This window comes from Limibacterium fermenti (assembly GCF_041902845.1).
Classification (GTDB): Bacteria; Bacteroidota; Bacteroidia; order Bacteroidales; family Dysgonomonadaceae; genus Limibacterium; species Limibacterium fermenti.
In genome coordinates this window covers 2,552,620-2,578,871 of record NZ_CP159486.1, presented here as the reverse complement: position 1 = coordinate 2,578,871, position 26,252 = coordinate 2,552,620, and the positions used below count along the sequence as shown (strand labels likewise).

The window sequence follows — 26,252 nt, the reverse complement described above, 5'->3', positions numbered from 1 at the left end:
ATTATGTGTTTAAATACAAGATTAATTAGTTGAAAATAATCGTGCCAAAGTTTTTATAATCGTGGAAATTTACTTTTGTCAACTGCCATAACCAACTGATTGATTCTGGGTGATCATAATCCATACGATAGAAATTTGCTCTCCACTTTTCTCCTTTCCGAGGCGGAACATTATTAAGAGGCATCAAAAGCGTATAAGGAATAAAAAACTCCGCTGTCCATCCTTCAATAAATGCATGCGGTTCCTTTTTACCATTTATGATATTTGTTTTATGTCTTGTGCGCCTATTGGATTCGTAGTAAAAGGGCTGCCATCTTAATAGCTCACCATCTATGTTGGCTACCATAATGGGTAATTCGTAGTTCAGGGGTGAGAGTTCATATTCGAAATATACCGGATAGTTTTCGTCTGGCCAAAGGAAAACTTCCACTACATCTTCATTCCATAATTCCATAAAATCCGCATTCATTGAGGATGTTAATTTATTATCCTGACAATTGAAAAGGAAGTAAAGTCCTGTTTTAGAATACAACATTTTTACGGTTGTCCTTAAGGGCGTTTTTTCAAATTGTTTACGTTTAGTAAGTTCAATCCATTCGGCTTTTTCCCAATTTTTATTATTACCTTCACCTGTAATACTAAAATCATCTGATTTATTTACATAGTGGACATTATTTCCATTCTCTTTAATATTACTAGCGCTTATATAAGATATAAAAATGACAATGAAAAGAATATTCAAAAAATTAATCTTATTAATCATGTGTTTTAATGTTAATCAATTTATGGATTAGTGTACAGAAGGACACGTTAATCTATAGATAATTTGTCGTCGAATTTATCATTCAAAATTAAAGTTATTGTCCATACTGTACACTTTTCTATATAATCTGCTTAGGAGCCGGGATATTCAATGTTCCCATTCCGGTCAAGTACTTTCCATCCTTTGTTTTTAGCTGCACTTACATCTTTCGCAGTAGCCATGTTTCCCTCATTCTCACTCGCCGTATTGATAATAAATAATTCTCCGTCGCGCCCACTACGTGGGGGGAGTAAGTTAACCAAATTGGTCATATTAACGCCGTTAATTTGATTGTTATCGCACCTTAGCTTTTTGAGATTTGAGTTTTTATTGCTGATATTCAGTTCTGTAAGTTGGTTGTTCGCACAGCGTAATTCTTCCAAACTTTCTGTGTTATTGCTTACGTTTAATGCTCCGGTAAGGGCATTGCTATTGCAATTTAAAAAAGTAAGTTTGGTATTACTGTTCACGTTTAGTGTGGTCAGTCGGTTTTCTGAAACATCCATGAATTCTAACTTTGTATTTTGATTCACATCCAATGTCGTAACTTCTGCACTAAAACCACCCTCACACGATAGGTATTCTAGTTTACTATTCAGGGACAGATCCAATCCTGTAAGAGAATTGCCGTCAATACGGAGTCGTATTAATTCTGAATTTTTACTCAGATCCAGAGTCCTAATTTCATTTCCACCGCAATCTAACCAGAATAATGCCGTTTGTTCGCCTACATCTAATGCGGTAAGTTGATTATCCATACAATCCAGTCTCGTTATTATTCCATAAATGGTAAACTCTTGGTTGCCGATTGTATAGCTTGTATTATCGCCGAATTTTGTAATACTCTCGTTAGAATCCTTTATGCGATTATTATTCAAATCTATCCAACAAGCATGCTGTTCGGATTCCTCAGCATCGACCCTTATATTTATTTCTTCGCCAATCTGCTTTGAGGTAATAATAGTTGTTTTGGATCCTAATGGTTCTTCGTAGGATGAGTCGAAAGATTCAAAGCCCATTTTTTCAAACAAAGCATAGTGTTCTCTTGAGCTATAGGAATCCCCCATGAATTCCAGATTTTCAAGACTACAGTGAATGCCGAAAGGTATTTCCTTACCATACTCTAATTTCACAGCATCCACCAAATAACCGTTTACCAGCCATTCTAAATAATATTTTTTGTCTTCTGTTTCTGTGAGCCTGATGGTAAGATCATACCATGCTTCGGTTTTAATGGGATGGATAAATTGATGTGAAGGAAATTCTTGTGATGTCAGATACATTAAAACCTCATCATCAAGAGCTTGATATTTCTCTCGATTCTTTTTTGTTCCGGACCCTATTTCGAAATCTAATTCATGGTCACCGTCGTGGTATAGAAATGCTCCCACACTTACTTTTTCATACATTCCCATTTTCGGGATATAGACTTTCCATTTATATTCGCCGGTTGTAAAAATTTTACGGTTTTTGTGCATTACTTTAGGACGTTGCTTACTCCCTTTTTCAGTCCAGAAACGAAGGCTCCCATTTTCAAATTTATACTGAATTGAAGTTGTTCCTGAAGAATCGTCTATCCAGTTTTCGGTCCAACTTTCAGCGTCAGATGCTAAATTTCCCACCCAGTTTATCTTACCTATGTATGGAAGAAAATCTGTGGGGTATTTAGTAATCCTACTTTCAGGATTTGGATTTTTATCAATATCCGGGTGTTTATACTCATACGGTTGCTTGCTACAAGATATAGATATTACCGTAAAAATAATTGCAAAAATTCTGATAAATGACATTTTAAAGTTTTTCATAATGTATTTATAATTTCTTCAATCCAACGGACTTAAACAAGCAATAGTGATCTTGGGTAGCGTACATATCGCCCATAAACTGAATATTTTCGAGGCTGCAATGGATGCCAAATTGCACTTCCGAACCATATTCCAATTTTACTGAATCAATTAGGTCACCATTCACAAACCATTCTAAAAAATATTTCGTATCATCAGTTTCGGTGAGCTTCATTGATAGATCGTACCATTGTTCTGTCTTGATAGGATGAATGGACTGATGTGCAGGGAATTCTTGTGAAGTGAGATACATTACCACTTCATCGTCTTGCGCGTTGACTGATTCCCGTACTTCTTTTCTTCCCGATCCTATCTCGAAATCCAGTTCGTGGTCACCGTCATGGTACAAGAATGCACCGACACTTGCTCTTTCATACATTCCCATTTTCGGAATATATACCCTCCAAAAATATTGTCCTGTAGTAAAATCTCGATTTTTATATGTTATTTTGGGCCTTTGTCTGCTTTCCGCTTCTGTCCAGAAACGCAGACTCCCGTTTTCATATTTATATTGAGTTGAATCCGTTCTTGAAGAGTCATCTATCCAGTTTTCGGCCCAACTCACAGAATCGGATGCTAAGTTCGTTTTCCATTCATTTTCTTCATTTTGTTCCGTATTTGTCTTTTCCCTGTTGGTTTGTCCACCGCTAATGCAAGATACGAATAGGAATAAAAAGAGTATCAGGTTGCTTATCGAAGAATTGAATTTAATTTTTTTCATGCATTTTTATGTATAAATAATTGACTACAAATAAAACAATTATAATGTATGTAATTTCAGATTTCTCCATAAAACTTTTATACCTCCGCCATCATGTATCTGTAAAGCAATACGGCCTTGTTTTTTTTCTATTTTTTCATCTGAATAATCGACCATCATTTCGCCATTGAGCCATGTTTTTACATTGTCGCCCTGAACAAGGATACGCATACTATTCCACTCGTTCTCCTTCAAAATAGATTCCTTTTCGTCGGATATTTGAATTAGCCATCCTCTTCCGTTAGACTCGTATATTCCTCCTGTATCCATTCCTTTAGGTGCGATTTCTACCTGCCATCCGTAGGTTGTTGGTCCAGGTTCGACATGTGTTCTAAAGAACACTCCCGAATTTCCATCCGCTTCCTGCTTGAATTCAAGTGTAAGGTCAAAATTGTCATAATATTCGCGTGTTGCCAGATAGCCATATTCTTTATCGGGACCACTTTCACATATGATAGTTTCATTTTGAACGTACCATTTTTCAGTTCCATACATTTCCCAACCATGGAGGTCTTTTCCGTTGAACAACACAACCTCTTTCGGCTTATTCGGTAATTCTCTGATTTTTAAATTTCGGAACCAAGCGGCTGAGCCATGATCCTGCAGACATAACACCCCTTTTCTAGCTAAACCGTACTCTGGAGCTTCTTTCCACTTCCCACTATTTCTACGTTTATACCAATCATCAGACCATGCTTCAAATTCTATAACTTTTTTTCCATTCAGCCAATGTTCTACATGTCCGTTATCAAAAATAATTTTAGAGGTGTTCCATTTTCCCGGAGGGCTAATGATAAGATTTTCCGGGTTGGGGGGGGACATGGCGTAATCGGCTGCGGTTACCTGCCAATCTTCAAGCGCTTCACAACCGGCATTGTCTATCAACTGATACTCCGGCCCTGTTACATAAGGCACATTGAAACCGGGGCCTTCTACTACGTGATACAGCACTCCACTGTTGCCTTTTTCCGCTATTTTCCAGTCCCACATCAGTTCAAAGTTTTCAAAAATCCTATCAGTTACAATATATCCGTGTTCGTCAGCACCGGTACCTTTTGCTTGTATCGTGCCATCTTTCACAAACCATGGAATGGTCAGATATTCTCCGTTATAGTCTCTCCAGCCATTCAAAGTGTTACCATCAAACAGGAGTATCCATCCTTCAGCTATTTCTTTCTCTGTTAATGTATTGTGTTGCCCGTTGTGTTGGCATGAAAAACACATAGGCGTCAATATTATTGCGATAATAAAAAGTATTCTTAATTTCATTTTTTATTTTGATTAAACATAAAACCTGAATTTACAGACTACCTTGCAGGTAGTTAGATGTTTTGCTTCAATCCCCAATATCTATTTTAACATGGGGAATAATTCTTTAATCTCTTCCTCCGTAGGTTGATGACCATATTCGCAAATCTCAAACGCTTCCGCATCCGTGACCATATTCGCTCTTTCTTCCCCATACCACTTTATAAGGGACTCTCTAACAGCAGGAGTGATTGGTCTTTTTCGGTTTGCATGGAACCATTCCATCTTCTCCTTTTCACCTTTCGGAACTTCTTCTAATTCGGTCCATGGAAGCCATTCAAAATATTGAGATTCGTGAGAAGACATGGCATATACTTTCCGGTCGAAAACATCAGATATATCAATTGCTATATCAGGTTTGAAAGGATAAGGTTTTTGGAAACTATCTTGAGCGTACAGAAAAACAGGGTTTTTCCTTAACGGAGGGGTCTCTGAAACCACATTCGGTACAATCACCAAATAAGCGGCATCCTGTACTAGGATGGCGGCGTTCCGGTGATCGGGATGATAATCATAAGGTCTGTGACCAATTACAACATCAGCATCCCATTGCCTGATAAGCCTGATGACGTCTTTACGTACATCGAGCGTTGCAAGTAATTCCCCATCGTGATTTTCCAGCACTTTATAGGTAACCCCAAATCTTCTTCCCGCTTCTGCAGCTTCTGCGCGTCGTCTTACGGCGAGCGCACCGCCTCCGCTGGTTTGGTGTCCTGCATCACCATTGGTAAGCGATACGAAAAGCACATTGTGTCCCCGTTTCGCCAATTTAATAGCGGTGCCGCCGGCTGTGCCGTCCGCATCGTCCGGATGCGCTCCAATGACAATTACGTTGATTTTCTTTTCTTGACTAAAAGAAAAAGTTATGGGAAATGCTAAAAAAGCAAGAATAGTTAAATATTTTATATACGTTGTCATACTAATTTTATTTTGTTGTTTTTATTTCGTTTGTAGCTATTGTAATCGTGAAATATTAAATCAATAAACTTATTAATATAAGCTCAATAACAGAGAGCCGAAGCTCCTAATATGCCAATATTTTGCAATTTTGATTTCAGTATTTTGAGATTACGAATAGAGTTTGGAAAAGGGAAATCGGTCAAGTTGTCGTACATTTTTTTTTCGAATAAATGAAATGAGTTAGAAATAGCTCCTCCGAAAATAATGGCTTGGGGATCTACAGATAGGACGATCATTTTTACCAGTATTGCCATATGTTTCGAGTATTCATCGAAGATTTCGATCGCTTTGTTATCGTCTTTCTCAGCTCTCTGCATTATATCGTAGCCGTTACTATTCTTCTTTGTAAAGAAGAAACTTCCGCAATAGTCCTCCAATATACCGTCCAGATAAGGCATTTCTCCATATTCACCCGAGCCACAATTCATGTCGGAAAGCAATTTTCCCTTTTGGATGATTCCTCCACCCACTCCGGTTCCTAAAGTAATGCCTACAAAGTTTTCAAAATTTTGTCCTAACCCGTAGATACGTTCTCCCATAGCAAAGCAATTGGCGTCGTTATTGATAAACACGGGCATATCAAATTCTTTTTCGAGAATTGATTTCAAATGAATCTCTTCCCAATCCCTAATATTTTGCACATGATATACAATGCCTCGTTCGCTGTCGACGACACTGGGTACACCTATACCTACCGCTTTGGTTTCTGCTGTTCTCAACTTTCGAATCACTTCCTTTAAATGATTTAAGGTCGTTTCACCTCCTTTATTAGCTTCGGTATTCTGTACAATTTGTTTGATTAAATTCTTACTTTCGATTACACCACCTTTGATGGTCGTTCCTCCTAAATCTATTCCTATTATATGCTTCATATTCTTTATTATTTTTTAATCGAATAAGAAATCTGTCTAAGGCATATCCGGTAGTTTCCAGTCGTTGTGATAAGTATGTTTGATTAATTCCTGTGCGAACAGTTGAGCATTTTCCGGCTCGGTCCATATTTTGTCGAATGTTGGATGTCCTTCACTGATCTTAAAGCCGTCTTTTACAACCGTACTGATAGTTGCATCAGCCGGGATATTAGTGAATTTCATATTTTCCCCATCCCATGCCAATTCATGGTTCAATCCCTGCAGGCGTACGGCTAACACTCCCATGACTACCATTTCATTCATCGGCCCGGCAATAGAGAAATCAGAAGCCGCTTCCACACGGTTGTCAGGGCTCTGATGACACGCCCGCACCCAATCCATTTGATGGGAGAGTGTCACTTCGCGTTGTGTTTTTGGAGAGGAGGGAGTTCTACCTGATAACAGATAGGGTTCAGCACCAGAGCTACCACAAATCAAAGTATCCTTTGAACCATAGAAAATAACACCTCCACCTTCTACGTTCAACGCTTTACCGTTAATCATCCCTTTGGGCCGGAATGGCGTTAATCCGCCATCATACCAATTGATCTCGACTTCCGGCATAACCACTTTCGGCATATTGTCTCGAGGTGGAAAAACATATTTGATCATTTGTGCTGTAGGACAACTCTCGGACATTAACATAGTAGAAGAACCTTGTACTTTTGACGGATACCGAAGGTTCAGCGCCCTGAAAACAGGGAACAGAATATGACAAGCCATATCGCCTAGAGCCCCTGTACCGAAATCCCACCATCCACGCCAATTCCAGGGAGTATAAATACTATGGTACGATCTCCTATGGGCGGGACCTATAAACAGATTCCAATCCATCGTTTGGGGTATTCTTTCCGCTTCGCTTGGACGTGATAGCCCTTGCGGCCAGAAAGGTCTATCGGTGAAAGCTTCCACTTTTCGGACTTCACCAATTTGACCATCCCATATCCAATCGATAATTTGTCGAAGTCCCGGAGAAGAAGCCCCTCCGTTTCCCATTTGTGTCGCAACTTTATACTTTTTCGCTAAATTTGTTAGCAGGCGCGATTCGTAAACACTATGAGTTAATGGCTTTTCCACATATACATGTTTATTCATTGTAATTGCATCGGCTGCTATAATCGCATGTGTATGATCGGAGGTGGCAACCATTACGGCATCGATGGTTTTCCCCATATCATCGTACATTTTACGATAATCGTAATATCTTTTTGCTTTAGGAAAGTAATCAAAAGTGGGTTTACTGTATTTCCAATCCACATCGGCGAGAGCAACAATATTTTGACTTTCCATGTGTCTCAGTACAGAGAAACCTCTTCCTCCAACGCCTACACCTGCTATATTCAGTTTGTCGCTGGGAGCAGTGTATCCCATGCTTTTACCTAATACCTTTGAAGGTATTACTGTTAAGCCTGCCGCAGCAGTAGCTCCTGCATGAATAAATTTTCTTCTGGATATTTTTGATGACATGTTTTATATCGTTAAAATTTAAATGTTTTAAAGCTTCCGATAAGGGAGAGAGAAATTCTCTCCCTTATTAAAGAATTATTTTAATAAAAGGCCACTATCTCCAAGGATCATTTTGCTCAAGATATGGCTTACCGTTTTCATCAACTCCAATTGTTTGGATTTCTCCTTCCGGTATAGGGAATATTGTATTGGTAGCCGGAAGATTTGCTGCCATAGTAAACTTATTTATAAACGTTTTCTCAAAATTAATATATTCACTGATTGCCGCACTCATATAGTCTCCCCCATAACGTACTAAGTCAAACCAACGCTGGCCTTCCATCGCCAGTTCAAGCTTTCGCTCCATTCGGACAGCTTTTATACACTCTTCTTTATTACTATAAGCCACGTGTGAGGTGGGGTAGGTGGAGATACTATAGTTTGCCGCAGGTTCTCCGTTTTCGAGTCTGATAATATTATCCTTTTTTCCGGCTCTTTCGCGTATTTTATTCACCATTTCCATAGCTTCCGATAATTCTCCATCGTAGGCCAAACTTTCGGCATAGAGAAGTATAATATCTCTTAAGTTCAGTATCTGTACATTCATAGAAGAGCCCGTGCCTACATCCTCATTAATATCCCCTGCCAGATTAGCATCTTTTTCAGCTTTACTAAAAACATGTTTTTTTGGCATGAAAAAACCTCCATTTTCAATATTCCGAGCCCAACTGACTTCCGGTATTCCCCAATCTTTGTAAGGTATTCCAAAGCGGCCAATCGCGAAATCGATGCGCGGATCTACAGGCATATCGTTATTGATAGAAATATAGGGTTCTCCTATTGGATTTCTTTCCGTTACATAAGGTGCATTTCTATAAGAATTATCAAGAAACGGCAATCCGTTAGCATCAACTTTATATGAATTAGCCAATTCGTTGGATGGCTGGAAAAAACCGCAACATCCGCCGGGGCCACTGCCGCTGGGGTGAGCTAATGCCATTTCAAAATTAGCATTGTTTCGCTCATAGCTATACTGAACGGAAAAGATTGCTTCTTTTCCATTCTCGCGAAAACTATCCCAATTGGCATTCATATCATCTTCCAACCCATACTTCACACCTTTTGCTGTATGCCCATTGTCGATAACGTCTTTTAATATCGGTTTTGCCGCTGTAAAATTTCCTTGTTGCATTAATATTTTTGCTTTCAATGCTTTCGCAGCCCAACTATTTGTTCTTCCCGGGGAATCTTGTATATCTTTCAGATTTTGTATAGCCTTATCGGCGTCAGCCAATACTTTAGTGTATATATCTATATCATTGTAGACTTTCGGGTCTGGGTCTTCCATGGTTTCGTCTAACCATGGAAGATAAGGTCCAAACACTTTAATTCCTTCAAAATAAAAGTAGGCTCTTAAGAAATATGCCTCTCCACTTTTGTTCTTTAAAAACTCTTCAGGCGTATTCTTTGCCATAGCTATCGTTTGTAGAGTTGTATTTGCATGTCTGACTCCTCGATAAACCCAACTGAATTTTTGAGTTAGATAGCTGTTTGAAGGTAGAGCATTATATGTTTCAAAATCGTTTATCGCAGGCTGATCGGAAGGAGAGGAGCCCTTATTGGCGTCTCCCCCATAAATACTGCCATAAATCCAGTTAAAAGGGCCGGCTCCCCAATTAGGCGTAGTAAGACAAGCATAAGCACCCGTTACCAGAAGCTCAATTCCTTGTTCATTTGCTAATGATTCCTGATCAATACTTCCTTGAGGAGCCCTATACAAAAATTCTTCTCCGCAAGAAATAAGCAAAATTGCTGTTGAAAGAATGAATGAGATCGTTATAATTTTTAGTTTCATCTTTTCCATCTGTTATAAATTTAAAATTCAAAGTTTACTCCGAAGAGAAAACGCATTGTAGTTGGCCAACCTCCGGTGTCGACTCCTCTAGTAAGATCGGTACCTGCACCTGTGCTGCCTGTGTCTCTATTTGTAATCTCCGGATCTAATCCTGTATAATTTGTAATTGTGAGTAAATTTTCAGCCTGTACATATAAACGCAAGTTTGATATTGTAGCCTTTTTTAATAAGCTTTTAGGGAAAGAATATCCAATCACAATATTTTTCATTTTTAAGAAAGAGCCGTCTTCCAAAAAATATTGAGTAGGAATTGTTCCTGTCCAATTATCTCCATAATCCAAAATAGGTAGCTTTGCATTTGAATTATCAGCACCCAATTTCCAATGTGTTCCTATAATTCTTCTGGAACGGTTCCCATTATGCATATGCCAGTCAGTGAAGACCTTTGTCGTATTCATAATCTCATTTCCTAATACTGAATACCAAAACATGGTAAAGTCAAAATTCTTCCATGTCAAGCTGGCATTTATACTGCCAATCAAGTCGGGATGTGGACTGCCATAATAAATTCTGTCAGAAGCGGTTATTTTTCCATCATCATTATGATCGGCTATTTTGAATTTTCCGACATAAGCCATAGGATTATCTTTTATTTGTTGGGACGAAGCTCCATAAGGTGTAGGAGAGTTTAATACATCCTGTTCATCTTCGTAAAAACCAATCAGATCATATCCGAAAAATTCGGCAACAGGATAGCCTGCCATCGTTTTGTTCGTTGAATTATTGAGTCTATAAGCGTCTCCCCATAGAGCGTATTCAGCTGATTCGGAAGATAGGCTAAGCACTTTGTTTTTATAAGTCGAAAGATTCAAGCTAATGTCCCATGCAAAATCGCCGACTTTGTCATTGTAGTTGAACATGAAGTCCCATCCATAATTTTTCATACTACCATAGTTCTCATAGGGAGCACTGACACTACCCGCTAAAGAAGAATAAGCAGCTCCAATGAGCATGTCGGAAGTCCTTTTATGATAGTATTCCAAAGTTGTATTGAAACGATTTCCCCCAAACGTTGCATCCAATCCTACGTTTAACATTTTGATGGTTTCCCATCGGGTGTCGGGATTCCCTATTGAATTTAAGCGATATCCCAAATCAGATGTCGAATTGGCTCCACTTAAATCGTAATTTGTCCACTGAGGATCAGTTGTGAAAAGATTAGCGAAGTTAGTCGAACGAGGTATTTCGGAATTTCCTACAAGCCCATAACCGACACGGAACTTCATGTCGTCGAGCCAACCTTTTGAATCAGCCATAAATTCCTCTTCCGATATACGCCATCCTACTGATCCGGAAGGGAATATTCCATATCTATACTTTTTAGAAAAGCGAGATGTTCCATCTCTGCGAACGATTGCTGTTAAAAGATATTTGTCAGCATAATCATAATCGGCCCGAGCAAAAGTTCCGAACAAGGCAAACTCTCCATTATAGAAAGAATTGTTAGTTCGTTGGAGATTATTTTCGCCCATTCCAAGAGTCCATGTATTCACATTATCTTCAAAGAGATAATTGTATCGGCGACCACTCATTCCTCTACCTATACCATCGCGAATCGCTTCCGTCCCCAAGATGACATTCAGGTCATGAACTTTATTGAACGTTTTATCATAAGTCAATGTATTTGTCCATACATATCGGGTATTGAAACTTGTACTTTCATCGAAATAATTTTGTACATGATATCCTAGTTCAGGCATTGATTTACTCATAGCATAAGCCCAACCGGTGGTGTAATCAAATCCAAAACTGGTGCGAAAAGTCAATTCTTTTTTTGGTAGGAAATCAATTTCGGCCCACACATTTCCAAATAACCGCGTATTTTGTTCGAAGTTATCTTTTCTTTCTGTTAATAAGGCTACTCTATTGTCCGATCCTCCAATTCCGGCGGTTTCCGATCCACTCCAATTTCCGCCTATATCTTTTACCGGTAACCAAGGACTAGTGCGATAAAGCCCTGAATAATAAGATGCATCACCGGTGTCGTCTTGTTGTCCATTAGCTTTTGATAAAGAGAATTGCAGATTTTCACCGATACGTAGCCAGTTTTTTATATCGAAGGTAGCATTAATACGAGTTTGATAACGTTTGTAATATGTATGAATTAATGTGCCTTGTTGATCGAAATAGTTCAAACCTACCAAATATTGTCCACGGTCATTGCCTCCAGATACCGAGAATTGATGGTTTTGTATTGGAGCCAAACGGTTTGCTTCTGCCCACCAGTCGGTATCGGAAAACTCGTACATAATGTTATCAGGGAAAGAGTAATCATTGGGATCAAGATCCTGCCTTCCTCCAGCTCCTGAGTACGTCAGATAATTCGGTATTTTAGGTTCAGGGCCTGTTCCAAATTGTGGATTACTGGGCCAGTCAGTTGTGTTACCTCTCAACCTTAACTGATTTAGCTTACCCTCCCATTCATAAGCCAACCTTTCTTCAGAGTTCATTAAATCCCATTTATTCACTGCTTTTTGAACTCCATAATACGAATCGTAGGATATGGTAGTTTTACCGGAACGGTTACCCTGTTTGGTTGTGATGATAATAACGCCATTTGCAGCTTGTGCGCCATAAATAGCGGATGCCGAAGCATCTTTCAAAACTTGCATCGACTCTATGTCATTGGGATTCAGGCTACTTAAATTTTGGCTTGTTGTGGAAACGCCGTCAATTACATACAATGGCCCATTGTTGTTAATCGTATTAAAACCACGAATACGCACATTCGTTGCTGATCCAGGGGATCCGGTCTGTCCGATATATATACCCGGCGATTTACCCTGTAGCAACTGTGTGGCAGATGAACCTGTTGTTTTTAATAGCGCTTTTGTGTCAATTACAGCTACTGATCCTGTAATGTCTTTTTTTGCTTTTGTACCATACCCCACTACCACTAGCTCTTCCAACGCTTTTGTATCTTCTTGCAGAATAATATTAAACGTCGTTTTTTCTGCAGTATTAATGTTTTGTGTGAGATATCCGATATACGAAATTTGGAGTGTGGTATTATCTTCAACTCGTAGCGTAAAACTTCCGTCTATATCCGTTATCGTACCATTTATTTTGCCCTTCTCCATGATATTAGCCCCTACAACCGGGACACCCTTTTCATCGGTTACTCTGCCCGATATTGTTCTATTTCGTTGTTGGGACGGCCCCATTAACTGGGCAATGGTAGTTGCATTTTGAGAAGCTTTCTTTGAAAGGACGATGTAGTTATTCTCAAAATCATATCCCATATCGGTATCATGAAGTGCTTGTCGGAGATAATTCGATACTTTGTCGGATTTGTGTTTTAGATTTATTTTCCGTGATGTATCTAATTCCCGATTACTGTAAACGACTAAGTAGTCCGTTTGCTTTTCAATTTCGTTGATCAATTGACCGACGGTTATTTGGCTGTTCTGTAATTCTATAACAGCATCTTGTGCTTTTGTACTGTTCGCCGCCAACTGAAAGGATACTATAAATAAAAAAATTAAAGCGACTTTCATTATTCTAAGTAAATGTTTAAATGCGTCTTTTTCTGAATGAAAAGGCGATATTAGAAATTTTATTTTCATATATTTGTAACTGTTTTAAGTAAATACTATACTATACTGAGTGTTTGCTTTTCGGGCGATAGGCGTGGCAGCGCTTATCGCTCTTTTGATTTTGCTCTTATTCTTCATTGACCATAGGCAATATGTTTTAAAGGGTTCTACATTATATTTTAATCGGTTGCTTATTCTACCGTCACTTTGTTATGGTGATTCTGTTATTTTCGATGTCTCTATTTATTTTAAACGGTTTCACTTTCCGGATAATGCGCAGGATTTCATCGATACCATCCCGTTGACGGAATTTTCCGGTGTAGCGAACATTAAAGATTCCCGGATCTTTCACGATGATTTCCACATCATAATATAGTTCGAGTTTTTTTAGGATGTCGATCAGCCGTTCATTCTGAAAACAATAAATCCCCTCTTTCCAAAGAAAATGCTCATAATCAGTTATATCATTTACATGCATTTTCCCATCCCGAATGATCATCTGTTCATTCGGTTTCAATATCGTTGTATTTTTCTCGTTGTCTCTTTGTACGATCTTGAGTGATCCTTCTACCAAGTCGGTTTGTATGTACTCATTTTCGGGATAACTGTAGACGTTGAATTGCGTTCCCAATACTTCCATTTTTATATTTTGAGACGAAACAATGAAAGGCTTCTTCGCATCCTTGGCGACATCGAAAAATGCTTCTCCTATCACTTTTACTTCGCGGCTGTTGTTTTTGAATTGGGAGGGATAAGTGAAGGTCGACTGTGCATTAAGCCAAACAACCGTGCCGTCACTTAAGGTGAGTTGGGCTCGTTGTCCGGCAGGGACATGCAAGCTATTCATTGCTAGCGGAGGTGTTTCGGAAGTTGAGAAATGAAGTGTTGCCAAAACAGTCGACGCAATAAGAAGGGCAACAATGGCCGCATATTGTAATGTTGTCTTGATGATCCTTCGTCTTTTCTGGTGTTTGAGCTGTTGCAGGAAACAATCGAAATGCTTTTGTCCTTCTTGTTTATTGATAGCCTGTTCCGATAACAGCGTGAGTGCATAGGTGTTTTGTATACGGATAAATTCTTCTTTCAACGACTTATCCGCTTCAAGTTGTTTTCTCAATGCCGCTTTTTCGGAAGTATTGAGTTCTCCAAGGACATATTTTAGTATTCGATCCTCCATTTTTTAATCTTTGATATTCATAAAACGAACGAACTGGAAAAATCCGCTAAAAGAATTTAGAAAAAAATGAAAATAAAGTCATACAGAGAAACCGGAAGAGCGTGAAGATTCGCCCGATAATGCCTTCGGCGACAAACGCTGCGCGCGATAATGGCTAACGCCGATAGTCTTAGACAGGAGACAAGGGGATTGGCAAAATATTATATACTAAAAAGGAACAAAAAAAGTGGCGCTAAATCTTTTAAATCTTCTTTGAGTTTTTTGTAAGCAATCGCCATCTGGCTTTCGACCGTGTGAATGGAAATGTCGAGTTCCTCGGCAATGATTCGCTGTTTTTTCCCCTGGAATTTATTCATAATGAAAATCTCCCGGCATTTATCGGGAAGGTTATTGACTGCATTCGTGATGATTGCTTCTATATCCGGTTTCGAAAACAGTTCCTCTTCAAAAGCTTCCAATGACTGTAGTTTCATCTGAAGGGTGTAAGCATATTCTTCTTGGAGCTCAGAGGAGATTTTTAGCGAACGGGTTTTTCGGCGAAGAAAGTCAATGCAACGGTTTTTGACCGAGGTGAATAAGAATCCCGACGAATAAACGTAGGTAGAAAGGACTTCCTTGTGTTCCCATAATTCGAGAAAGACGTCTTGCACGATATTCTCCGCATCTTCTTCGTGAAGGACGTATTCTTGCGCAAAGCGTTTCATTCTTGAATAATAGGAACAATAAACTTTTTCAAATTCGATCTTATAATCCAACTCGTTGTCCATGGACTGTTTATTTGCACTTTTCACAAACTCGTGAGGCAAAGGTACAAAAAATACCATTCAAAGATATTTAATGACAAAAAATTATAAATGGAGTGATGTTGTGATCGTATTCTTGGCGTCTTGATAATCTTATTTTTTGTCTTTTTTATTTTTAACTAAAACGAATCGTTGAAAAACTATATTATATAGTTGCTAAACTAAAAATAATAGTTACCTTTGTCGTGTGAATCATAAAATGAAAATTTATATGAAAGATTTAACGGCAAAAGAAGAAGAAATCATGCGCTATTTTTGGGATAACGGACCTTTGTTTGTCCGGCAACTCGTACAGATGCATCCCGAACCGAAACCCCATTTTAATACGTTATCGACCTATGTGCGGGCGTTGGAAGAGAAGGGGTTTCTCTCTCACGAATCGTTCGGCGCCACGTACCGGTATTTTTCCCTCGTCGGAGAAACCGATTATAAAAACCAAACACTGAGGCAGGTCGTGAAAAAATATTTCGATAACTCCTACTTGAGTGTTGTTTCGTCCCTGATTAAGGAAGAGGCGCTTTCGGTAGAGGAAGTGCGCAAACTTCTCGATGAAGTGGGAGAGTCCGACACTAAAAAATCATGACCGATGGAAGCCTTTTTGTATTATTTGTTGCGTGCCTCCGTCCTGCTGGCTCTGTTCTATGGCTTTTACAAACTGTTTTTAAGCCGGAACACCTTCTATCGATTAAACCGGGTGATGTTACTCATCATCATGTTCCTGATCTGTGTCCTGCCCTTGTTCGATTACGGATTTTTGCCCGTTTCGGAAGAGCAAACATTGAAAAGGAATGGTTTCGATACGGAGCAAATCCCTATCGACTTTCAAAAGAATAAAGCAGCTCAGCCGTTGGCCGCCATTCCCTGGGTTCCGGCATTCATGGTTGTTTTTGTTGCCGGATGCGCATGGACGGTGATGCGGTTTCTGATCGGCTTTTATGCCCTGATGCGTATTATCCGGCGGTCGGAGAAACATTCGCTTGCAGGAAAAACGCAATTGTGTATTACCGAACAAACTGTTTCACCTTTCAGTTGGATGAACTATGTGGTGATTTCACGCAACGACCGGCAGCCGGATCATCAAGCGGTTATTTATCACGAAGAAGCCCATGTTCGTCTGCGGCATTCGGCTGACGTACTCTTGGCCGACTTGTTCACTTGCCTGTTTTGGTTCAATCCTTTTTCATGGTTGCTCCGAAGGGAGGTCCAAGCCGTACATGAATTTCAGGCCGACGAACAGGTACTTACTCAAGGCATCGATGCAAAACAATATCAATTATTATTAATCCGCAAAAGCGTGGGAGAACAAACATTTGCTCTGGCAAATAATTTTCAACGGCGCGGTTTGCACAAACGTATTTACATGATGATGAAAAACAAATCAAACAACAAAAAGAAATGGCTGTATGCCATAGGAGTTCCTGTGCTGGCTTTATCGGCCGTGATTCTTTCCGTGCCTTCGTTACAGGCGCAACCGGTAGTGGAAAAAAACAAAAACCTGCCGGACGATAGTGTTAAGGTTATCGGTTATGGTGATATGCCTACGTCTATTCACCTGCTTGCCAGAGATAAAAAGAGTCCCCTTGATAATCCTCTTTATATCGTGGATGGGGAAAAAGTGAAAGACATTTCTTCGATCAATCCCGAGGATATCGAGTCGATATCGGTATTGAAAAATCAATACGCCGTCGAACAATATGGAGAAGAAGGGAAGAACGGAGTAGTTCTCATAACCTCTAAAAAACAAGCGGGCACGGATAACACGACGAAGGAAAAAGTGACGTCGAAAGAGGAAGCCGGGCAACCGGAAGGCAAATTAAAGACGACGATACAGTATTCACCGGATAAATTTGTGGTGACGGGGCAGTCCGCCGATAATCCGTCGTTGGAGAATATTCCGGTTGAAAAACGTCCGTTGGTTATTCTGGACGGAAAGACGATAAGCGCCGAAGAAATGGATGCGTTGGATGCGAATGCTATCGAATCGGTCTCTGTTTGGAAGGTGCCTCAGGCCACAAAAGAGTTCGGGGATAAAGGCAAGAACGGCGTTATCATTATCACTTCGAAGAAAAAATAATCGGGTCGCAGTTTTTTATCGGGGGCGTTGCGTAAGGCGATGCCCCCGATTCTATTTAAACGGGATACTCACACCTCGGATGAAATCAGAGTAAGCTCAACAAGCCTTGAAAATCGAGCCGGCGGGTATACATGTCGAGAGATCCGTCCGGTTTTTTAGGCCATTGGTCGCGGGGGCGGTCCCAATAAAGTTCCACACCGTTTCCATCGGGGTCATCCAGATAAATCGCCTCCGACACGCCATGATCGGACGCTCCCGTTAACGGATAGTCTGCTTTTAAAAGCCGGTCTGCCGCAACGGCAAGGTCACGACGGGTAGGGTAGAGGATGGCCATGTGGTACAGGCCCACGGAATGAGGAGACGCAGGAGGCGCATTCTTACTCTCCCACGTATTCAATCCTATATGATGATGGTAACCTCCGGCCGAGATAAATGCCGCATCGGCACCATACCTCATGGTGAGTTCAAACCCCAATAGATTGCAGTAAAATTCAAGAGACCGTTTTAAATCGGAAACTTTCAGATGAATGTGTCCGATTCTTGTTGCCGGAGGAATACGATACGGATCGGCCTCTTGCTTTATAGTTTCATCGTTCATAACTTACTTGTTTTCCGCAAAAATAATCAATTATTTTGGTTATTTACACTTCAAATATCATTCGTTCTTCATTGTCTATTCTGCATTTTAAGGCCCATCGGTTTGTTTTTGTCGGGGAAAATGTGTTAATTTGCAATTCGTAAAGTCATATACAAGGACTATGAAACGATTTTATTCTTTCATTATTGCGCTTATTTGTACGTTGGCAATCCTTGCACAAGATTCGGGCAAGGCGTCATTTTATGCTTCCCGTTTTCACGGAAGACGGACGTCGAGCGGAGAGCCCTACCACAAAGACAGCCTCACTTGCGCACACCGCACATTGCCTTTCGGGACATTGCTCGAGGTGACAAATCCGAGGAATAAGAAAACCGTTGTGGTGAAAGTGACCGATCGCGGGCCGATACATCGGAGTCGGATCATCGATTTATCGTTTGCTGCCGCCAAAGAACTCGATATCGTGGGGCAAGGTGTGGCTACGGTCGAACTTAAACCGTGGCGCTTCAAGCCGGTGCTTCCCGTTACCTGGCTGTTTGATAAAGACGAATGGTTCATTCGCACGAAATCGACGGACGAAATTTATGCGGATTTGCGATTGCATACTATTCCTTCGATTGCCGCAGAGCAGCGACCGGCGACGGAGAATCGTTAAGGACATTTATCGTTGGTTGAATATAAAATCCAATCCCTGTCCGGTATAGTACCCAAACTCGTGATCGGAAGAGATGAGCGGTATCCTGTCCGAGATGGCTTGTGCGATAATGGCATGGTCGTTCATATCCTTATGCCCGTCTTCTATTTGCAACGATGCATAGGCGTCGAGGTGATATTCATTAAAATAGACAATGCGTATATTCGCTTTCTTTATGCCATTTATCAAATCAATTTCGGATTTATAAAATTTAGATTTGAACTTCCCGATACGGTACAAAAGAAGTAGTTCCTGTACAGCAATATTGCTCGCATGCAAAATAGACGCATAATCTCTAAGAATGGCCTGTACATTGCGGTCTATTTCGTCAAATTGCTTTGACAGAAAAAAGACTAAAATATTTGTGTCTAAGTAATACTGCATAAGATTATTGCAGGATCGCGTCCATATCTACAATTTCAATCGCTCCATCAGGTATCGATTCCCAAAACAATTCTAATTTCGATTTCGGCCCCTGTCCCAGTTTGATGCCTTGTTCTTCCAGTTCCCGGATGACATCGGCACCGGTTTTAAAGCTTCCTTTCGGGGCTGTTTTTTTTGGAAAGGAAATTGCCTTTTCCGTTGTTTTCTTTTTAATAGCCATACTGATTTTCTCCTATATTGTTCAGACAAAGATATAAAATAAAGAATAAACAAAATCAGATCATTCGGAAAATTCCAAACAGTTTCTAAGAATCAATATTCTGTGGTCGCATTAACGGGAAGGCCCGTTTAACTCGGAGCCCTCCCGGTGAAAATACTTATTTATCGTCCGTTTTATCCGGTTTCTTTTTACTGTGAGCTTGGCGATGGACAAGCAACTCGGAATAACGTTTGCGGATTACATTGATAACGGTGAGCAGTTTGTTCCACTGTGCATTGTCGGGATATGCTTTGGCCATGACATACACATATTCGCAAAGGTTGTTGTTCGCCGATTCAAGTGTTTTGCGCAAATCTTTGGCTTTGACATTCTCATGGGTGGTCTTGACCGAACGTTTGTCGCTTTCGGAGGCGCGGAAGTCATTGTTCGTTTCTTCGATAGCATTCTGTTCCGGCGACATGGTCAAGGTGGTGACAGCCGAAGCGAACGGTTCTTTCTTGAGGTCGTTTATAAAATTGTCGGTCGACCCGGTTTGGTTTTTCTTATTCATCGACAAGATGTCGCGATGTTGAATCCACAGCGGTTCGAGAGTTTCGAATGCCGCACGCTCGTCGGGATCTTCCGAGAGTTCGAAATAATAGAGCCGCCTTCCGAAACGGCTGATGGCTTTATCCCGGCGTTCATCTTTTTCGTTGATAATCTTGTTTTTGGGGTCTTTCCTCGGGTTTTTTGTTGCCGCTTCGAGCGGATCAATACCGTTTTTGACATCCACCACATACTTTTTCAGGGGAGCATCGGCGGTGAGTATTTCCACGGCAGTGGCTTCGATATCAACCACTGTTTCACGTTCCATTGTGACAAACTCCATGTTTTGGAGAGCACTCTGTCTTACACTTTCAAGTTCATTCATGTCTGATTAATTTTAAAATGATACATCCTTTTTATGATTATATCCTTATCGTTAAGGAGAATTTTTCCCTTTCGATTCAGGCGCGGATGAGTCTCGGATGAGCATAATGGAATCATTGTGTAGAGAGCTGAGGCTCGTCTGGTCTTGGAAGTAAAACGATGTTTACCGGCTGAGGCCCGGCAGGTTTAAAAAAGTAGTTTTTAAGATAGGATGGAGGATTGTCAGGCGTGATATTTTTAATTTTTATGTCGGCTGAGGCTCGGCTGATGTGATCCGGAAACTTTTTACCTCGTCTGAGGCTCGTCTGTAATAAAAATTAAGCTTTTCGCGTTGGCTGAGCCTCATCTGTAATAAAACTTAAGCTTTTGATATCATCCGAGGCTCATCTGAAACAAAAATTCATCTTCTCACTTCATCTGAGGCTCATCCGGTATGCAAATGAACTTTTTCGCTCTACCTGAAGCTTTGCCGGAAGAAACATCTGCTTACTTGCGTTTCTTCTGTTGATTTTCAACAAAAACATAGCAAATATAGCGGGTCTTTTTGATATTTCCAATAAAAACAAGAGGAAAAATGCGTTATTTTGGGAAGATGCTGTTTTTTTAACAAAGTTTTATCGTTCCCGCTTATAAAAGCAAGCGAGGACATCCATTTGCACGGATGTCCTCGCCCGGAAGAAGCTGTCATTTTTCCCTTTAGCGGTTCTCGTTTGAGAACGAATAGGGGAAATCGGCTTTTTGAGTGCCTCTGTTTTTATTCGGCGATTCCGACATGCGGATATCGATCTTTGCCCCCTTGGTTAAGTCTTCGTGGGTAAAGAAGTTCTTCGAATACGATTTTCCGTTCAGCTTCAAATCGGAAATATAGCGGCGTGAAAAGTCGTTATTGCCGGCATTGATTTCAATTTTATTGCCGTTTTCGAGATGCACTGTCATTTTGTTGAACAGCGGCGATCCGATTACATACTCGTTGCTGCCCGGGCATACCGGATAGAAACCCAGCGCCGAGAATACATACCAAGCCGAGGTCTGGCCGTTGTCCTCATCGCCGCAATAGCCGTCGGGATTCGGCGAGTAGAGCTTGTGCATCACCTCGCGCAACCAATACTGCGCCTTCCAGGGCTCGCCTGCGTAATTGTACAGGTAAATCATGTGCTGTACGGGCTGGTTGCCGTGTGCATATTGCCCCATGTTCATGATTTGCATTTCGCGTATTTCATGAATCACGCCGCCGTAATAACTGTCATCGAAAACCGGAGGCATAAGAAACACCGAATCCAGCATGTGTACAAACTCGCGCTTGCCGCCCATCAGGTCGATGAGCCCTTGCGGGTCGTGAAACACCGACCAGGTGTAGTGCCAGCTATTGCCTTCGGTAAAGGCGTCGCCCCATTTGGTAGGGCTGAAAGGCGATTGGAACGAGCCGTCTTTGTTGCGGCCGCGCATCAGTTTGTGCTCGGGCGAATATAGGTTGCGGTAATTCTGCGAACGTTTGGCGAAGAGATCTATTTCTTCCTTCGGGCGGTTCAACGCTTTGGCAAGTCTGTAAATCGTCCAGTCGTCGTAGGCATATTCGAGGGTACGCGCGGCGTTTTCGTTGATCTTCACGTCGTAAGGCACATAGCCGAGCGTATTGTAATATTCGTGTCCGAGGCGTCCGGTAGCCGAAACCTTGGGATGCACGTTTTTCGTGCCGTGCAGTACGGCTTCGTATAATGTTTCGATATCGTATCCGCGTAACCCTTTCAGATAAGCGTCGGCGACGACCGAGGCCGAATTGTTGCCGACCATGATGCCGCGGTGTCCCGGGCTGGCCCATTCGGGAAGGAAGCCGCTCTCTTTGTAAGCATTCGCCAGTCCTTCCTGTATTTCTACATTGATGGACGGATAGACCAGATTCAATAGCGGGAACAGTGCGCGGAACGTGTCCCAGAATCCCGTGTCGGTATACATGTAGCCGGGCAATACCTGGCCGTTATAGGGACTGTAATGCACGACCTCCCCTTTGGCGTTTATCTCGTAAAGCTTCCTCGGGAAGAGGGTCGAACGATAGAGCGTGGAATAGAACGTGCGTTTTTCGTCGAGCGTGGCGCCTTCCACCTCAATCTTACCCAGCACTTCGTTCCAAGCGGCGCGGCCGGCTGTTCTCACCGTTTCGAAATCTTTGTTTTCGACCTCTTTGAGATTCTGCCATGCCTGTTCGTAACTGATAAACGACGAAGCGACGCGCGCGGTTATCTGTTCGCCCCGGCCGGTGCGGAACGAAACGAATGCCCCGGCATGCTTGTCTTCGGCTTTAAGAGCGTTGACCTCCGTTTTTCCGTTTTTTACCGCATGGTTTTCGGCGAAAGGTTTATCGAATACCATAACGAAATAGTTTTTGAAGTTTTCGGGCACCCCTCCGCTGTTGCGCGTCGTGTAACCGATAACGGCATTTTTTTGCGGGATGATTTCCACCGCCGAACCTCTATCGAACGCATCGACCAGAACGATGGCCTGCTCGGTTTCGGGAAAGGTGAACCGGAAGATAGCCGCACGTTCCGTGGGCGTAATCTCGGTGGTCACGTCATAGTCGGCCAGATACACGCTGTAGTAATAAGGGCGTGCGACCTCGGCCTTGTGCGAAAACCAACTGGCCCGTTTTTCCTGATCGAACTCCATCTTGCCGGTCATGGGCATGATGGAAAACTGTCCGTAATCGTTCATCCAAGGACTAGGTTGATGCGTTTGTTTAAATCCTTTTATCTTATCGGCATCATAGCGGTATTGCCATCCGTCGCCCATATTTCCGGTTTGAGGAGTCCAGAAGTTCATTCCCCACGGAACGGCTATTGCCGGATAAGTATTACCCGTCGATAGCTCGAATTTCGATTGAGTCCCTACCAATATGCTCACATAGTCCACCGGTTCGTGGGAGGTTTGTGCCATAGCGGAGGTAGCGGCTGCAATCCAGAGTAAAAAGAAAGTTTTTGTCAGTTTCATTTTATTGTCTAATGTCTAAAAGTCTAATGTCGCCGGTCTCCAGTCTTTAGACCTTTGACTTAATTTGCTAATCTGCTAATTTGCTAATCTGCTAATTTACTAATCTGCTAATTTACTAATCTGCTAATCTGTTAATCTGCTAATTTGCTAATGTCTTATGCAGGTAGCAAATGCAATTTGTTTTCGTTATCGAGTTTCAGAATCAATTCACCGAAAAGCGTATTCACCCAAGCAAACCAGGTACGGGTGAACTTTTTGGGATTGTCCTTGTGGAACGATTCGTGCATAAAGCCCGTATCGCCGTCGGTGTCGCGGAGCATTTGCAGGCAATGAGCGATTTCCTTGTCGTCGCTGCTTGTCATGGCGCGCATGATAATGCTCATCGGCCAAATCATGTCATAGCCGATATGCGGGCCGCCGATACCTTCGCCGGCAGTTCCTTTGAAGAAGTACGGATTGTCCTCGCTCAACACCAACCGGCGCGTGTTTTGATAGACCTCGTCGTTTTTATCGACCGCTCCCAGATAAGGAAGGGCCAGCAGGCTCGGCACGTTGGCGTCGTCCATGAAATACGTGTTACCGAAACCGTCGACCTCGAAAGCATATACCCGTCCGTATTTGGGATGCGTGGTGATGGCATACGTTTCGATGGCCTGTTGCACTTCGTCGGCCAAAGCGGTACAAACCAGGGAGAAACTCTTATCTTGCGTCACCTTTTCCGATAGTTCGGCCACTTCCCTGAGGGAGGTTACGGCGAAAAGGTTCGAAGGAACCAGGAATCCGAATGTGCTGGCATCATCCGAAGGGCGGAAGGTCGAGACGATCAATCCCACCGGATTCACCGGGTGTCCGTATCCGTCGTTGGGAACGGTGTCCAATGCCCGGTCGGTCACGCGCAGGAAGCTGTAGGGACCTAATCCGTCTTTGCGTTGTTGTTCTTTAAACGTTTTCACCACGAGGGCCATCGCTCGTTTCCAGTCCGCATCGAATACCGACGTGTCGCCGGTGGTTTTCCAGTAATGATAAGCCAGCCGGATAGGGTAGCAGAGCGAGTCGATTTCCCACTTGCGTTCGTGAAGTTCCGGTTTCATATCGGTCTTGTCGGACATCCATTCGCCGCCTCCGGCCTTTCCATCGGCATAGAAAGCGTTGGCATACGGGTCGATGAGAATGCATTGGGTTTGACGGCGGATGACGCCGGCAATCAATCGTTTCAACGGCGCATCGTCTTTTGTCAAAGGAACGTAAGGCCATACCTGGGCCGAGGAGTCGCGCAGCCACATGGCTTCGATGTCGCCGGTAATCACGAAGGTGTCGGGCTTCCCGTTTTTAACGGAATAGTTGACGGTGGTGTCCAAGGTGTTCGGAAAACAGTTCCCGAACATCCATTTCAATTTCGGATCTTTTATTTTGGAGGATACGCGTTGAATGGCTTTTTCGACGGATTGTGAGGTGAAATGACGGCTTTTGGCTGCCGGACGCTTCGATACGAATCCTCCGTTTTGCCGGATGGCGCCGGTGGAGGAAAAAACCATCGAGGGTTGTACTGCTAATGCGGCAAGTCCTATACCGCCTTTCTTAAGAAAATCTCTTCGAGTTGTCATGTTGTTTTAATATTGAATTTTAGTCATAAACAAGAGCCGCGCTTCGGGTGGCGACTCTCGCATGCTTATTGATAGTCGTTGCTGCAAAGATAAAAAAAAATCGATACTTATTTTTGATTGAGCGAGGAGAACTCCGAAAAAAGTTCTATCATGCACGCATTGTCCAATAACCATTTGAAGCGGTTATCGGAAGGCTTGTTCCACGAGTTGCCGAATAATCCGTTTTCGTCCCGGCTATGATTCAGGGCGTAATAGGCATTATCGCGCATCAGCGAAACGTACGCTTCATTTCCATCTTCCGCATACAATGCTTTCAGTCCCCTGAACAGGATGGTGTTGAACCATGGCGACGACGGATAAAATAATTGTTCGCCGTCGGTTGTCGGCCTGTTGCTTGCGAAATGTTTGAAAGAACCTTCAGCCGTTTGCTGCGCATCGCGGAGGAAGGTTGTGTCTCGGGTTGCCCGGTACAGCAAAACCCCCGCCTCGATCATTTGTCCGCTGTTGTAGGTATATTTGTGTTTGCTGATGTCATCGGTCAAACTAATATTATCCCAATACACGTGATCCGAGGGATCGAGCAGGTGTTGCTTTGTCCATTGGTAGGTGTCGATGGCTCGATGCAAATACACGCTGTCGCCGGTAATCGTAAATAAGCGGGCGCAAAGCACCGCGCTGGGAGCGTTCGAACAGGTATTTTTGCTTTCCTTCTTTTGTTCGCACCAATAGATGCCGCCGCCGAGTTTATCGTCCCATCCGCTGTAGATGAACTCGTATAAAAGCAATGCTTTATCGAGATACGTTGTATTGCCCGTCGATTCATAGAGCGAGCAGAAATCCAACGCCAGCCACACGTTGTCGTCGTAGAAACGGTCGCTATGTCCCGCGAAAACCGGATACGATTGATAAGCCGCCGGTTGCCGCGACGCGTCGAAATACTTATCCAGCCCCGGGAGCAACCGTCCTTCGAGCAGTGACAAATACGTTGAGTCCTTTGTCTCCTTATACAACGACACCACCCCGGATATCACGCCCGAATACGGCCACAAAAACGACACCTCCTGCTTTTGCTTTTGAGCCGATCCGTCGGCCAGGTAATCTACCTGATGATTCGGGTTTACCGGATAGGTTTCCGTCAGCAAACCATGATGCGGAACGGCATACAACTCCAGTATCCTATCCAATATCGAGTCGGCAACAACGCCCGGCTGCTGATGAACAGTTTCCGACACCTTTTTTTCGCGCGGCGAACCACAATGGATAAAGGAAAGAATAAAAAATAAGTAAAACGTTCTTTGGATGGTTGGTTGCATTATTAACATGATTTT

General features: G+C 42.2%; 21 protein-coding genes. 3 read left to right on the top strand and 18 right to left on the bottom strand.

Annotated features, from left to right (window positions below):
- Positions 1-25 precede the first annotated feature (25 nt).
- The 11 genes from ABNK31_RS11395 to ABNK31_RS11345 form a co-directional block, all read right to left on the bottom strand.
- Positions 26-763, bottom strand: coding sequence for a carbohydrate-binding family 9-like protein (locus ABNK31_RS11395; protein ID WP_418892639.1), 738 nt, complete (start codon positions 761-763; stop codon positions 26-28).
- Between the two features lie 131 nt (positions 764-894).
- On the bottom strand, positions 895-2,607 hold the full coding sequence (locus tag ABNK31_RS11390; RefSeq protein WP_418892638.1) for a leucine-rich repeat domain-containing protein: 1,713 nt from the start codon (positions 2,605-2,607) through the stop codon (positions 895-897).
- A gap of 7 nt (positions 2,608-2,614) precedes the next feature.
- On the bottom strand, positions 2,615-3,367 hold the full coding sequence (locus tag ABNK31_RS11385; RefSeq protein ID WP_418892637.1) for a hypothetical protein: 753 nt from the start codon (positions 3,365-3,367) through the stop codon (positions 2,615-2,617).
- Between the two features lie 39 nt (positions 3,368-3,406).
- A complete protein-coding gene (locus ABNK31_RS11380; RefSeq protein ID WP_418895398.1) occupies positions 3,407-4,630 on the bottom strand; it encodes a 3-keto-disaccharide hydrolase in 1,224 nt (407 codons plus the stop codon).
- Positions 4,631-4,756: 126 nt separating this feature from the next.
- Entirely contained in the window at positions 4,757-5,632 is an 876-nt protein-coding gene (locus ABNK31_RS11375; RefSeq protein WP_418892636.1) for a PIG-L deacetylase family protein, read from the bottom strand.
- Positions 5,633-5,715: 83 nt separating this feature from the next.
- Positions 5,716-6,546, bottom strand: a complete 831-nt coding sequence (locus ABNK31_RS11370; protein WP_418892635.1) for an ROK family protein — start codon at positions 6,544-6,546, stop codon at positions 5,716-5,718.
- A gap of 36 nt (positions 6,547-6,582) precedes the next feature.
- Positions 6,583-8,052, bottom strand: coding sequence for a Gfo/Idh/MocA family protein (locus tag ABNK31_RS11365; protein ID WP_418892634.1), 1,470 nt, complete (start codon positions 8,050-8,052; stop codon positions 6,583-6,585).
- A 94-nt stretch (positions 8,053-8,146) separates the two neighbouring features.
- Positions 8,147-9,886 carry a RagB/SusD family nutrient uptake outer membrane protein gene (locus ABNK31_RS11360; protein WP_418895397.1) on the bottom strand — a complete coding sequence of 580 codons (1,740 nt, stop codon included), beginning with the start codon at positions 9,884-9,886 and terminating at the stop codon, positions 8,147-8,149.
- A gap of 20 nt (positions 9,887-9,906) precedes the next feature.
- Entirely contained in the window at positions 9,907-13,512 is a 3,606-nt protein-coding gene (locus ABNK31_RS11355) for a SusC/RagA family TonB-linked outer membrane protein (RefSeq protein ID WP_418892633.1), read from the bottom strand.
- A 172-nt stretch (positions 13,513-13,684) separates the two neighbouring features.
- A complete protein-coding gene (locus ABNK31_RS11350; RefSeq protein ID WP_418892632.1) occupies positions 13,685-14,659 on the bottom strand; it encodes a FecR family protein in 975 nt (324 codons plus the stop codon).
- A gap of 200 nt (positions 14,660-14,859) precedes the next feature.
- Positions 14,860-15,426: an RNA polymerase sigma-70 factor gene (locus ABNK31_RS11345; RefSeq protein WP_418895396.1), complete on the bottom strand. Its 567-nt coding sequence runs from the start codon at positions 15,424-15,426 to the stop codon at positions 14,860-14,862.
- A 247-nt stretch (positions 15,427-15,673) separates the two neighbouring features.
- On the opposite strand from ABNK31_RS11345, the gene ABNK31_RS11340 reads away from it, so the two are divergent.
- Both ABNK31_RS11340 and ABNK31_RS11335 read left to right on the top strand, forming a co-directional pair.
- Positions 15,674-16,045 (top strand): BlaI/MecI/CopY family transcriptional regulator, encoded by a 372-nt coding sequence (locus ABNK31_RS11340; protein ID WP_418892631.1) that lies wholly within the window; start codon positions 15,674-15,676, stop codon positions 16,043-16,045.
- A 3-nt stretch (positions 16,046-16,048) separates the two neighbouring features.
- Positions 16,049-17,536, top strand: a complete 1,488-nt coding sequence (locus tag ABNK31_RS11335; RefSeq protein ID WP_418892630.1) for a M56 family metallopeptidase — start codon at positions 16,049-16,051, stop codon at positions 17,534-17,536.
- An 85-nt stretch (positions 17,537-17,621) separates the two neighbouring features.
- Here the strand turns inward: ABNK31_RS11335 and ABNK31_RS11330 are convergent, their stop codons facing one another.
- Positions 17,622-18,134, bottom strand: coding sequence for a VOC family protein (locus tag ABNK31_RS11330; protein WP_418892629.1), 513 nt, complete (start codon positions 18,132-18,134; stop codon positions 17,622-17,624).
- Positions 18,135-18,294: 160 nt separating this feature from the next.
- Between ABNK31_RS11330 and ABNK31_RS11325 the strand changes: the two genes are divergently transcribed.
- On the top strand, positions 18,295-18,786 hold the full coding sequence (locus tag ABNK31_RS11325; protein WP_418892628.1) for a septal ring lytic transglycosylase RlpA family protein: 492 nt from the start codon (positions 18,295-18,297) through the stop codon (positions 18,784-18,786).
- Positions 18,787-18,792: 6 nt separating this feature from the next.
- Here ABNK31_RS11325 and ABNK31_RS11320 read toward each other — a convergent pair whose 3' ends face one another.
- From ABNK31_RS11320 to ABNK31_RS11295, 6 genes are all read right to left on the bottom strand, one after another.
- Entirely contained in the window at positions 18,793-19,209 is a 417-nt protein-coding gene (locus ABNK31_RS11320) for a type II toxin-antitoxin system VapC family toxin (RefSeq protein WP_418892627.1), read from the bottom strand.
- Between the two features lie 4 nt (positions 19,210-19,213).
- Positions 19,214-19,429, bottom strand: coding sequence for a hypothetical protein (locus ABNK31_RS11315; RefSeq protein WP_418892626.1), 216 nt, complete (start codon positions 19,427-19,429; stop codon positions 19,214-19,216).
- A 157-nt stretch (positions 19,430-19,586) separates the two neighbouring features.
- Positions 19,587-20,339: a DUF6261 family protein gene (locus tag ABNK31_RS11310; RefSeq protein ID WP_418892625.1), complete on the bottom strand. Its 753-nt coding sequence runs from the start codon at positions 20,337-20,339 to the stop codon at positions 19,587-19,589.
- A gap of 695 nt (positions 20,340-21,034) precedes the next feature.
- On the bottom strand, positions 21,035-23,320 hold the full coding sequence (locus ABNK31_RS11305; RefSeq protein ID WP_418892624.1) for a GH92 family glycosyl hydrolase: 2,286 nt from the start codon (positions 23,318-23,320) through the stop codon (positions 21,035-21,037).
- A 155-nt stretch (positions 23,321-23,475) separates the two neighbouring features.
- Positions 23,476-24,924 carry a glycoside hydrolase family 125 protein gene (locus tag ABNK31_RS11300; protein ID WP_418892623.1) on the bottom strand — a complete coding sequence of 483 codons (1,449 nt, stop codon included), beginning with the start codon at positions 24,922-24,924 and terminating at the stop codon, positions 23,476-23,478.
- A 107-nt stretch (positions 24,925-25,031) separates the two neighbouring features.
- The gene (locus tag ABNK31_RS11295) at positions 25,032-26,246 is read right to left on the bottom strand and encodes a glycoside hydrolase family 76 protein (protein WP_418892622.1); all 1,215 of its coding nucleotides are present in this window, start codon (positions 26,244-26,246) and stop codon (positions 25,032-25,034) included.
- Between the last annotated feature and the right edge of the window lie 6 nt (positions 26,247-26,252).

Bases quoted from the DNA above. Each gene is read 5' to 3' on its own strand.
- ABNK31_RS11360 (WP_418895397.1), bottom strand. From the start codon at position 9,886: ATGAAACTAAAAATTATAACGATCTCATTCATTCTTTCAACAGCAATT.
- ABNK31_RS11380 (WP_418895398.1), bottom strand. From the start codon at position 4,630: ATGTGTTTTTCATGCCAACACAACGGGCAACACAATACATTAACAGAG.
- ABNK31_RS11315 (WP_418892626.1), bottom strand. From the start codon at position 19,429: ATGGCTATTAAAAAGAAAACAACGGAAAAGGCAATTTCCTTTCCAAAA.
- ABNK31_RS11295 (WP_418892622.1), bottom strand. From the start codon at position 26,246: ATGTTAATAATGCAACCAACCATCCAAAGAACGTTTTACTTATTTTTT.
- ABNK31_RS11390 (WP_418892638.1), bottom strand. From the start codon at position 2,607: ATGAAAAACTTTAAAATGTCATTTATCAGAATTTTTGCAATTATTTTT.
- ABNK31_RS11300 (WP_418892623.1), bottom strand. From the start codon at position 24,924: ATGACAACTCGAAGAGATTTTCTTAAGAAAGGCGGTATAGGACTTGCC.
- ABNK31_RS11355 (WP_418892633.1), bottom strand. From the start codon at position 13,512: ATGAAAATAAAATTTCTAATATCGCCTTTTCATTCAGAAAAAGACGCA.
- ABNK31_RS11325 (WP_418892628.1), top strand. From the start codon at position 18,295: ATGAAACGATTTTATTCTTTCATTATTGCGCTTATTTGTACGTTGGCA.
- ABNK31_RS11320 (WP_418892627.1), bottom strand. From the start codon at position 19,209: ATGCAGTATTACTTAGACACAAATATTTTAGTCTTTTTTCTGTCAAAG.
- ABNK31_RS11335 (WP_418892630.1), top strand. From the start codon at position 16,049: ATGGAAGCCTTTTTGTATTATTTGTTGCGTGCCTCCGTCCTGCTGGCT.
- ABNK31_RS11345 (WP_418895396.1), bottom strand. From the start codon at position 15,426: ATGGACAACGAGTTGGATTATAAGATCGAATTTGAAAAAGTTTATTGT.
- ABNK31_RS11375 (WP_418892636.1), bottom strand. From the start codon at position 5,632: ATGACAACGTATATAAAATATTTAACTATTCTTGCTTTTTTAGCATTT.
- ABNK31_RS11385 (WP_418892637.1), bottom strand. From the start codon at position 3,367: ATGAAAAAAATTAAATTCAATTCTTCGATAAGCAACCTGATACTCTTT.
- ABNK31_RS11365 (WP_418892634.1), bottom strand. From the start codon at position 8,052: ATGTCATCAAAAATATCCAGAAGAAAATTTATTCATGCAGGAGCTACT.
- ABNK31_RS11340 (WP_418892631.1), top strand. From the start codon at position 15,674: ATGAAAGATTTAACGGCAAAAGAAGAAGAAATCATGCGCTATTTTTGG.
- ABNK31_RS11395 (WP_418892639.1), bottom strand. From the start codon at position 763: ATGATTAATAAGATTAATTTTTTGAATATTCTTTTCATTGTCATTTTT.
- ABNK31_RS11370 (WP_418892635.1), bottom strand. From the start codon at position 6,546: ATGAAGCATATAATAGGAATAGATTTAGGAGGAACGACCATCAAAGGT.
- ABNK31_RS11330 (WP_418892629.1), bottom strand. From the start codon at position 18,134: ATGAACGATGAAACTATAAAGCAAGAGGCCGATCCGTATCGTATTCCT.
- ABNK31_RS11305 (WP_418892624.1), bottom strand. From the start codon at position 23,320: ATGAAACTGACAAAAACTTTCTTTTTACTCTGGATTGCAGCCGCTACC.
- ABNK31_RS11350 (WP_418892632.1), bottom strand. From the start codon at position 14,659: ATGGAGGATCGAATACTAAAATATGTCCTTGGAGAACTCAATACTTCC.
- ABNK31_RS11310 (WP_418892625.1), bottom strand. From the start codon at position 20,339: ATGAATGAACTTGAAAGTGTAAGACAGAGTGCTCTCCAAAACATGGAG.